Source organism: Xanthomonas sp. SHU 308, assembly GCF_000364645.1.
In the GTDB taxonomy this organism is placed as follows: Bacteria; Pseudomonadota; Gammaproteobacteria; order Xanthomonadales; family Xanthomonadaceae; genus Xanthomonas_A; species Xanthomonas_A sontii.
In genome coordinates this window covers 1-8,163 of the sequence record NZ_AQOK01000146.1, presented here as the reverse complement: position 1 = coordinate 8,163, position 8,163 = coordinate 1, and the positions used below count along the sequence as shown (strand labels likewise).

The following is an 8,163-nucleotide window of genomic DNA, read 5'->3' as shown; positions in this document are numbered from 1 at the left end:
CTGGCTGTCCAGCGCCGGCCACGAGCCGCCGCTGCTGCTCGGCGCCGATGGACGCGCAGAGCTGCTGCCGCTGGAATCCGGCCCGCCGCTGGGGTTGGAGCCGCAATCGCGCTACCCGGTGGTGCACGGGCGGCTGGCCGCCGGCGCCACCCTGCTCAGCTACACCGACGGCATCACCGAGGCGATGGATGCGCAGGACCGGCCCTATGGCGAGGCGCGGCTGCTGGCGGCGCTGCAGCCCGGCGCCGACGCGCAGGCGCAGTGCGCGGCGGTGCTGGCCGACGTGCAGGCGTTCACCGCGCCGGCACCGCAGTCCGACGACATTACGCTCCTGGCGATCCGGCTGCGCCAGGATCCGGCACGGGAGGCGACGCGATGATGCTGCGATGGCAGATGGAACCGGCAATCGACGCACTGGCGCAGTTGAGCGACAGCGTGGAGGCGGCGCTGCGGCGCCACGGCGTGAGTGGCGAACAGGTCAGCCGCACCCGGCTGATCGTCGAGGAACTGGCCTGCAACACGCTGGAGCACGGCCACCTGCGCCGCGCCCCGCTGCCGGTGGACGTGATCGTGCACCTGCAGCCCGACGCGCTGGTGCTGGAATTCCACGACAGCGGCCCGGCCTTCGACCCGCGCGATGCGCCGGTGCCGGACCTGGACGCGGACATCGCCGAACGCCCGATCGGCGGCCTTGGCCTGCACCTGGTGCAGCAACTGGCCGATCGCCTGGACTACCGCCACGACGCCGGCCGTAATGTGGTGCGCATCGTGTTGCTGCAACCTGCCGATCCCCCTCTTCAGGAGTCGCCCGCATGACCACGTTGAGCCTGCAGATCGACCCGGCGCAGGACAAGCGCCAACGCCTCACCCTGAGCGGGCGCCTGGACACGCACACCTACCAGGCCCTGGACGAGGCGCTGGCGCCGCTGCTGGCCACGCCGATCACCACGTTGGTGCTGGACTTGTCGCACCTGGACTACATCAGCAGCGCCGGCATCCGCTCGATCTTCAAGGCGCGCAAGGTGCTGGCCGCGCGCGAGGGCCGGGTGCTGGTGGTGAACCCGCAGCCGCAGATCCGCAAGGTGTTCGACGTGGTCAAGGCCGTGCCGTTGAACGAGATCTTCACCTCGGTGCAGGAGCTGGACGAGTACCTGGACGAAATGCAGCGGCGGGTGCTCGCCGATGGCGCAATGCGTCGGGACTGAAGTCCCTCCCACAGTGCACCCGGCGAGCGCGCTGCAAGACCCTCTTTTGACGCACGTCGACTGGCATGCGGCCGCGATGCGCGACGCGGCGCGCGTTCCGATGGCGCAATGCGTCGGGACTAAAGTCCCTCCTACAGTGTGCCCGGCGAGCGCGCTGCGAGGCTCTCTTTTGACGCACGTCAGCTGGCATGCGGCCGCGATGCGCGACGTGGCGTGCTTTCCGATGACGCAATGCGTCGGGACTGAAGTCCCTCCTACAGTGCACCCAGCGAGCTCGCTGCAAGACCCTCTTTCCACACAAGCGGCCTCAGCCGCGACAGGATTTGCTGATACTGCCCGTCGCGGCTGACACCGCTCCCACAGGAATGGCTGAGCATCGTTGTGGGAGGGACTTCAGTCCCGACGACGGAGGGTGTAAGTCGGCTTTCGGCTTCGCTTGGCGCAACTGCATGACCGTTGATTCTCACACGGGGGCCCACTGGCCGAGGCGGCCTGGGCGGCTCACGCCCGCCGCGATCCAACGCGCACCGCACGCACGCGCACGACGCAAACGCGCGCTGCCGTCCTGACTGAACCAATCCCACCGCGCTCCCGCGCCCGGCCTGCCAAGCGCTTGCCGACCGCACAACTTCGATATATCTTTTTCGCACAAAATTCGACATATCGAAATGCCACGACCCCACGCCCCCGGCCCGCACCCCGCGCACCGCCTGTTCGAGGAGGACCGGGCCGGCCGCGGCCGTGGTGCACGCGGGCCGCGCCCGCTGGGCCACGGCGACCTGCGGCTGTTGCTGCTGGCGATGATCGAGACCCAGCCGCGCCACGGCTACGAGCTGATCCGCGCGGTCGCCGAGCTGTTCCATGGCCTGTACACGCCCAGCGCCGGCACGGTCTACCCGACCCTGGCGCAACTGGAAGCGCAGGGCCTGGTGCAGGCCGATGCCGACGCCACCCGCAAGCGCTATGCGATCACCGCGGCCGGCCAGGCCTTCGTGCGCACCGAGCGCGCGCAGGTGGACGCGGCGCTGCAGCGCACCCAGCACAGCGCGCGCGCCCTGGTGCGCGCCAACGTGCCGGCGCCGGTGCGCGAGGCGATGCGCCGCATCAAGCACGGCCTGCTGGCGCGGCACGGGCGCTGGGACCCGGACGAGATCGAGCGCGTCGCCGCGCTGTTGCATGCCGCCGCCGACGGCATGGATGGCAACACACCCTGATTCCCCTTCCAGCCAGCACGCGGACATTAGCGCTTTCGGCGTCCGCGTCGCCCGCCACCCCTCTCCCCCACTTCCGAGAATTCCCATGGCGACCCACGAACACCGCCTGCTGCGCCACCCGCTGCGCCTGCGTCATCTGCAGGTGCTGCGCACGCAACCACTGACCCCGCACATGCGCCGCATCGTCGTCGGCGGCCCCGAGCTGGACGGCTTCGTCAGCGCCGGGCCGGACGACCACGTCAAGCTGTTCTTCCCCAACCCCGAAGGCGCGTTCGTGCTGCCGACGATGACCGAGCACGGCCCGGTGTATCCGGCCGACGCACTGCCCTCGCCCGCCCGCGACTACACCCCGCGCCACTACGACGCCGACGCGCAGGAGCTGACCCTGGACTTCGTGCTGCACGGCGACGGCCCGGCCTGCCGCTGGGCGGCGCAGGCCGACCCGGGCGATGCGCTGGTGGTCGGCGGGCCGCGCGGCTCGTTCGTGGCCGCCGACGATTTCGATGCGTACGTGCTGATCGGCGACGAGACCGCGCTGCCGGCGATCGGCCGCTGGCTGGAAACCCTGCCGGCCAACGCGGAAGTCGACGCGCTGATCGAGATTCCCGGTTACGCCGACCGGCAAGCGCTGGAGTGCGACGCCGCGCTGCGCGTCACCTGGCTGGAGCGCAACGGCGTGGACGCGCGCAGCAGCCAGCTGCTGGAAGGTGCGCTGCGCGATTTCGACCCGCCCGAGGGCGACGCGTTCTACTGGATCGCCTGCGAATCGGCACGCGCGCGGATGATGCGCAAGTTCGTCGAAGGCCACCTGGGCGTGCCCAAGGAGTGGATCCGCGCGACGGGGTATTGGAAGGCGGGCGGGGACGCGGCCGAAGACTGAAAGCCGCGTCGAAGAAAGCAAAAAGCACGCGCAATATGGCCGGCACGGAATACACGGCAATCCGTCGCAATAGCCCCTCTCCCACCGGGAGAGGGGTTGGGGTGAGGGTAAGGACGCGCCTGGCGCTTCAGGCGCATGCGGGGCTTCGCCAGGAACCATCGCGGTAAGGCCATCGCGGCTGAAGCCGCCCCTACGGTGCGTCTTTCGCGCGCAGTTTCATTGCACTGCACACAGCGAGATCCCGAACATACAAACGCCCGCCGAATGGCGGGCGTTTGCGTTGCGGCGAACGACGGCGCGCGAAGCGCCGCCGCCGCGACCACAGGCGGCCTTACTTGGCCGCTGCCTGCAGCGCTTCGGTGGTGATGCGGATCTTCACTTCGTCGCTGACGTTCGGCACGTAGGCGCCCAGGCCGAAATCGCTGCGCTTGACCGTGGTGGTGGCGTCGAAGCCCAGCGCCGGCACCTTCTTCATCGGGTGCGGACCGGCACCGTTGAGGGTCACCGCCAGCACCACCGGCTTGGTCGTGCCCTTGATGGTCAGGTCGCCGGCGACGGTCAGCTTGTTGCCGCCGGCCGAGGTCACCTTGGTGCTCTTGAAGGTGGCGGTGGGGAACTTGGCGGCGTCGAAGAAGTCGGCGCTCTTCAGGTGCTCGTCGAACTTGGCGGTGAAGCTGTTGAGACCGGACAGCGGCAGGGTCACGTTGACGCTGGACTTGCTCACGTCCTGGGCGTTGTAGACCAGGGTGCCGTCGACGTCGCCGAAGTGCGCGGACGGGTTGGAGAAGCCGAAGTGGCTCCACTGCACCAGCACGTCGGTGTGGGCCGGGTCGAGCGTGTAGGTGCCGGAGACGCCCTTGGCGGCGGCAGCGGCGGCGGCCGGCGCGGCGAAGGCGCTGGTGGCCGGCTGGGCGACGACGACGGCCAGAGCCATGGCGAGCGGGAGCAGCAGTTTGCGGGTCTTGGTCATGGTGGAACTCCTTGGAGGGGTGATGGGACGAAACTGCGGCAGGCGCGGGCCTGCGGTGGGACACGAAAGCGGAACGCGCGCGCTCACTCGATGCGCGCGGCCTCGTCGAAACTCAGCCGCGGCAGGCGCGGGAACAGGCCGCTGGGATCGCCGTAGCCGAGGTTGACCAGGAAGTTGGATTTGATCGCAGTGCCCGCGAAGAACGCGGCATCGACCTTGGCGTTGTCGAAGCCGGACATGGGACCGGCATCCAGGCCCAGCGCACGCGCGGCCAGGATCAGGTAAGCGCCCTGCAGCGAGCCGTTGCGGAACGCGCCTTCGCTGCGGCCTTCGCGCGGACCGTCGAACCAGCTCTTGGCGTCGGTGTGCGGGAACAGGTACGGCAGCTTCTCGTGGAAGTCCTCGTCGTGGGCGACGATCACCGTGACCGGCGCGGCCAGGGTCTTGGCCAGGTTGCCTTCGGACAGCGCCGGCTTGAGCTTTTCCTTGGCCTGCGGCGAGGTGACGAAGACGAAGCGCGCCGGGCTGCCGTTGGCCGCGGTCGGACCCCACTTCACCAGATCGTACAGGGCGCGCAGGGTGTCTTCGGCGACCGGCTTGTCCAGGAACGCGTTCTGGGTGCGCGCGGTGCGGAACAACTGGTCGAGGGCGGCGTCGTGCAAGGCGTCGGACATGCGGGAAGTTCCTTGATCGAGGGAAGCGCCAGGAGGCCGGTGGGGCCGTCCCGATGCGAGGCGGCCAGTGTAGAGTGGCACGATTGTCGCAACACCCGGCCGCGATGCAACGGATTACTACCAAACGTGAAACGATCGGACGCGACCTGGGCGATTAGCGATGGCCGCGCCGGCAACGCCCGCCAGGCCGAGGCACTGGCCGCCGCGTTGGCGCTTCCGGCCGCGGCACCGATCCAGGTGCAGGTGTTGCAGCCGCACATGCCGTGGCGCTGGTTGGCGCCGCGCTGGCTGCCCGGCGCGCAGCATGCCTACGGCGCGACGTTCGCCGCGGCGCTGAAGCAGCCGCCGCCGCTCGCCGTGGGCTGCGGCCGCCAGGCGGCACTGGCGACGCGGCTGCTGCGCGCACGCGGCAGCCAGGTGGTGCAGATCCTGGATCCGCGGCTGGACCCGCGCCACTGGGACATCGTGGTGGTGCCGGAACACGATCGGCTGCGCGGCCCCAATGTGCTGACCCTGCTCGGCAGCCTGCATCCGATCGACGATGCCTGGCTGGCGGCCGGGCGCACGGCGTTTCCTGCGTTGGGCGCATTGCCCTCGCCGCGCATCGGTCTGTTGGTGGGCGGCCCTTCCGGGCTGGCGCCGTGGAGCGAAGCGCAGGCACAGGCCGCCTTCGCCGACATCGCCGCACAGTTGCGCGCGCACGGCGGCAGCCTCCTCGCCAGCGCATCGCGGCGCACGCCGCCTGCGGTGGCCGCGGCCCTGCGCCGCACGTTCGCGGATGTGCCGGGCATGGTGTGGTGCGGCGCGGACGATGGCGCCAATCCCTACGCCGGCCTGCTCGGCTGGGCCGAGCGTCTCGTGTGCACGCCGGACTCGGTGAACCTGCTATCCGAAGCCTGCGCCACGCGCGTGCCGGTGCAGGCACTGATGCCGGAGACGGCGCGTGGCCGCGCCCTGGATTTCCATCGTGCTTTGCAGGCGCGTGGACGCCTACTTCCGGCGCAAGATGCCGGCGACGCGTACGCCGCCGGCATCGCACCGCTGCGCGAAACCGCGCGGGTGGCCGCGCTGATCCGCGACCGGTTGGCGCTGGCCTGATCGGCCGCCGTGCCGGCGTCGCTGCCACGACACCGACACGGCAACCGGGCACAACGCGTCACATCACGCTATGTCAGGGGTTGCTCGGCGAACGCGGCACGCCGGCCGGCGCCGCATCCAGCGCGCCGATCAGCAGCCGCACCACCGGCGTGCCCACGCCGACCGTGTAGTTGTACTTGCCCTTGATCGGCTGGTTGTTGTCGACCACGCCGTTGTAGCCGGGGATGCCGCGATGCAGCGCCTCCGGCCCATTGGCGGCCAGGCGGTACAGGTAATCGTTGAGATTGCCCTGGCGGCCCTGCTTCTCCACCAGCAGCGCGACCGCGCTGGCGAATTCCGGCGCGGCGACGCTGGTGCCGATCACCGCCGAGATGCCGCCCTTGAAGTAGGTGGCCACCGAGCTGTCGCCCTCACGGCACGGCTGCGTCGCAATCCCCGGGCAGCCGCCCACCAGCATGCCGATGTCCGGCAGCGCGCGCATGGACGTGCGCGTCCCGCCGAGTGCACGCAACTGGTAGGCCGGACGCTGGAACAGGGTGCTGACGCCGCCACCGGCGCCCCAGTAGCCGCCGGCCAGGTTCGCGCCGACGCCGTAATAGTCCGCGGTCTCCAGCGGATCGCCGTAGGCGCTTTCGCTCTTGTAGCCGGATTCCAGGCTGCCCTTCTTGTACGCGGTGAGCAGGTTGCCGCCGCCGACCGCGGTCACGTGCGGGCTGGCTGCGGGGTGTTCGACGCCGGCGACGAAGTGGCCGTCCTTGTGGTCGACCGCGTACTGCGTATCCGCGCAGTCCAGCCCGGCGTTGTCGCCGCTGGAGGCGACGAAGGTGATGCCCTGTGCGTTGCCCTGCTTGAACACCGCATCGTAGGGGCGCAGCAGCGAGGTGAAATCCTTGCCGCCGTTGTAGGCCGTGGTGTAGTACAGCTCGCAGCCGCCGAACGAGGAGCTGACGACGTCGGCCTGGTTGTCCTGCACGATCTGCCGGTAGCCGGCCAGCACCGAGGCGTCGCTCAGGTCCGGGATCACGTACAGCAGCACGTGCGCGCCCGGCGCGCCGCCCAGCGCCATCTCCACGTCGAGCGCGGCCTCGCTCGCCGCGGCGTCGTTGCCGTCCTGCAGGCCCGGCTTGGCGCCGGCTACGTAGTGGCGCGCGTACAGGGTCGGGTCGGCGTGGTTGGCGGCGTAGCGGCTGAAGTTTTCGTGGTCGAACATCGCCTTGATGTCCGAATCCAGCACGTCGCTGCTGATCAGGATGGCGATGGTGCTGCCGGTGCCGTCGAGCCGGCGCTGCTGCCCGGCCGCGCCGGTGGTGGCCTGGTAGGACGGGTAGCCGTAGGCCTGCTTGAGATCGTTGTACCAATAGGTGGTACCGCCGGCGCCGTAGCGGTTGGCGGGATTCTTGGTGGCCGCGCGCTGCCAGTTGACGTGCATCGGCGGCGCACCACGGGTCAGGCCGGTCACGGTCGCACCGCTGTCGCGCAGCACGGCGGGCAACTGCAAGGGCGCGGCGGCGGCGAGGTGGGCCTGGCTGCCCTGCTGGACCTCGGCGGTCAGCGGCGCCGCGAACAAGCGCTCGACGTTGTTCGCGCTCGCACTGACATGCAGGGTGTTGCCCTGCTCGGTGACGTTCATGTGCGCGGCCTGCAGCGCGGCACGCACCTGCGCGACCTGCGCCGGTGCCGGCGCGAAGCGGCGCTGGAATTCGGCCGGCGTCAGCCAATGGTGATACTGCGGAGAGACCGGATCCTGGATGTCGGCCAGCAACGCGTCCAGGCCGGCCTGATCGCGCAACGGCAGGTGCACGTCGAAATTGACCGGCGCGGCGCGCAGCGTTGCGGTCATCGCCGCGATGGAGGCGTCGGGCACGGCATTGGCGGTGCCGAGCGCGCACAGCAGGGAAGCGGACAACACGGCAGCCAGCAAGGGCCGACGGCGGATGCGATCAAGCATGGGCGTCTCTCCGGGGGTAGAGCGGGTGGGACGAGGCCGTGGCGGCCTCGCGGTGGGAAATCGATGGCCCCTCTTCCCTCGGGAGAGAGGTTGGAGTGAGGGTGGGAAGCACGAAGTGCGCGCGTGGTTCGTTGCGACGAGGCTGCGCCCGTACCCTCATCCGCCCCTGCGGGG

At 70.1% G+C, this 8,163-nt stretch carries 9 protein-coding genes; 6 read left to right on the top strand and 3 right to left on the bottom strand.

The annotated features are described in order from the left end of the window. From D588_RS24140 to D588_RS0106190, 5 genes are all read left to right on the top strand, one after another. Positions 1-379 (top strand): PP2C family protein-serine/threonine phosphatase (locus D588_RS24140; RefSeq protein WP_043083676.1); only part of this gene is annotated, 379 nt, incomplete at its 5' end. Next, a complete protein-coding gene (locus D588_RS0106205; protein ID WP_017911337.1) occupies positions 376-816 on the top strand; it encodes an ATP-binding protein in 441 nt (146 codons plus the stop codon). The genes D588_RS24140 and D588_RS0106205, both read left to right, overlap by 4 nt. Beyond that, a complete protein-coding gene (locus D588_RS0106200; RefSeq protein ID WP_017915372.1) occupies positions 813-1,205 on the top strand; it encodes an STAS domain-containing protein in 393 nt (130 codons plus the stop codon). The genes D588_RS0106205 and D588_RS0106200 overlap by 4 nt, the downstream gene beginning before the upstream one ends. A 668-nt stretch (positions 1,206-1,873) precedes the next feature. Beyond that, complete coding sequence (locus D588_RS0106195) at positions 1,874-2,419, top strand: PadR family transcriptional regulator (protein WP_017915371.1); 546 nt, start codon at positions 1,874-1,876, stop codon at positions 2,417-2,419. An 85-nt stretch (positions 2,420-2,504) separates the two neighbouring features. Continuing rightward, the gene (locus D588_RS0106190) at positions 2,505-3,299 is read left to right on the top strand and encodes a siderophore-interacting protein (RefSeq protein WP_017915370.1); all 795 of its coding nucleotides are present in this window, start codon (positions 2,505-2,507) and stop codon (positions 3,297-3,299) included. A 331-nt stretch (positions 3,300-3,630) separates the two neighbouring features. Here the strand turns inward: D588_RS0106190 and D588_RS0106185 are convergent, their stop codons facing one another. Then, entirely contained in the window at positions 3,631-4,269 is a 639-nt protein-coding gene (locus D588_RS0106185) for a YceI family protein (protein ID WP_017910034.1), read from the bottom strand. An 83-nt stretch (positions 4,270-4,352) separates the two neighbouring features. Then, on the bottom strand, positions 4,353-4,943 hold the full coding sequence (locus tag D588_RS0106180) for a malonic semialdehyde reductase (protein ID WP_017915369.1): 591 nt from the start codon (positions 4,941-4,943) through the stop codon (positions 4,353-4,355). Positions 4,944-5,069: 126 nt separating this feature from the next. Here D588_RS0106180 and D588_RS0106175 point away from each other — a divergent pair, with 126 nt between their 5' ends. Further along, positions 5,070-6,041 carry a mitochondrial fission ELM1 family protein gene (locus tag D588_RS0106175; RefSeq protein ID WP_017915368.1) on the top strand — a complete coding sequence of 324 codons (972 nt, stop codon included), beginning with the start codon at positions 5,070-5,072 and terminating at the stop codon, positions 6,039-6,041. Positions 6,042-6,114: 73 nt separating this feature from the next. Here D588_RS0106175 and D588_RS0106170 read toward each other — a convergent pair whose 3' ends face one another. Continuing rightward, a complete protein-coding gene (locus D588_RS0106170; RefSeq protein WP_026143434.1) occupies positions 6,115-7,989 on the bottom strand; it encodes a S53 family peptidase in 1,875 nt (624 codons plus the stop codon). Positions 7,990-8,163: the final 174 nt, after the last annotated feature.

Coding starts and splice junctions, on each gene's coding strand:
- D588_RS0106195 (WP_017915371.1), top strand. CDS start 1,874: ATGCCACGACCCCACGCCCCCGGCCCGCACCCCGCGCACCGCCTGTTC.
- D588_RS0106185 (WP_017910034.1), bottom strand. CDS start 4,269: ATGACCAAGACCCGCAAACTGCTGCTCCCGCTCGCCATGGCTCTGGCC.
- D588_RS0106200 (WP_017915372.1), top strand. CDS start 813: ATGACCACGTTGAGCCTGCAGATCGACCCGGCGCAGGACAAGCGCCAA.
- D588_RS0106180 (WP_017915369.1), bottom strand. CDS start 4,943: ATGTCCGACGCCTTGCACGACGCCGCCCTCGACCAGTTGTTCCGCACC.
- D588_RS0106190 (WP_017915370.1), top strand. CDS start 2,505: ATGGCGACCCACGAACACCGCCTGCTGCGCCACCCGCTGCGCCTGCGT.
- D588_RS0106205 (WP_017911337.1), top strand. CDS start 376: ATGATGCTGCGATGGCAGATGGAACCGGCAATCGACGCACTGGCGCAG.
- D588_RS0106170 (WP_026143434.1), bottom strand. CDS start 7,989: ATGCTTGATCGCATCCGCCGTCGGCCCTTGCTGGCTGCCGTGTTGTCC.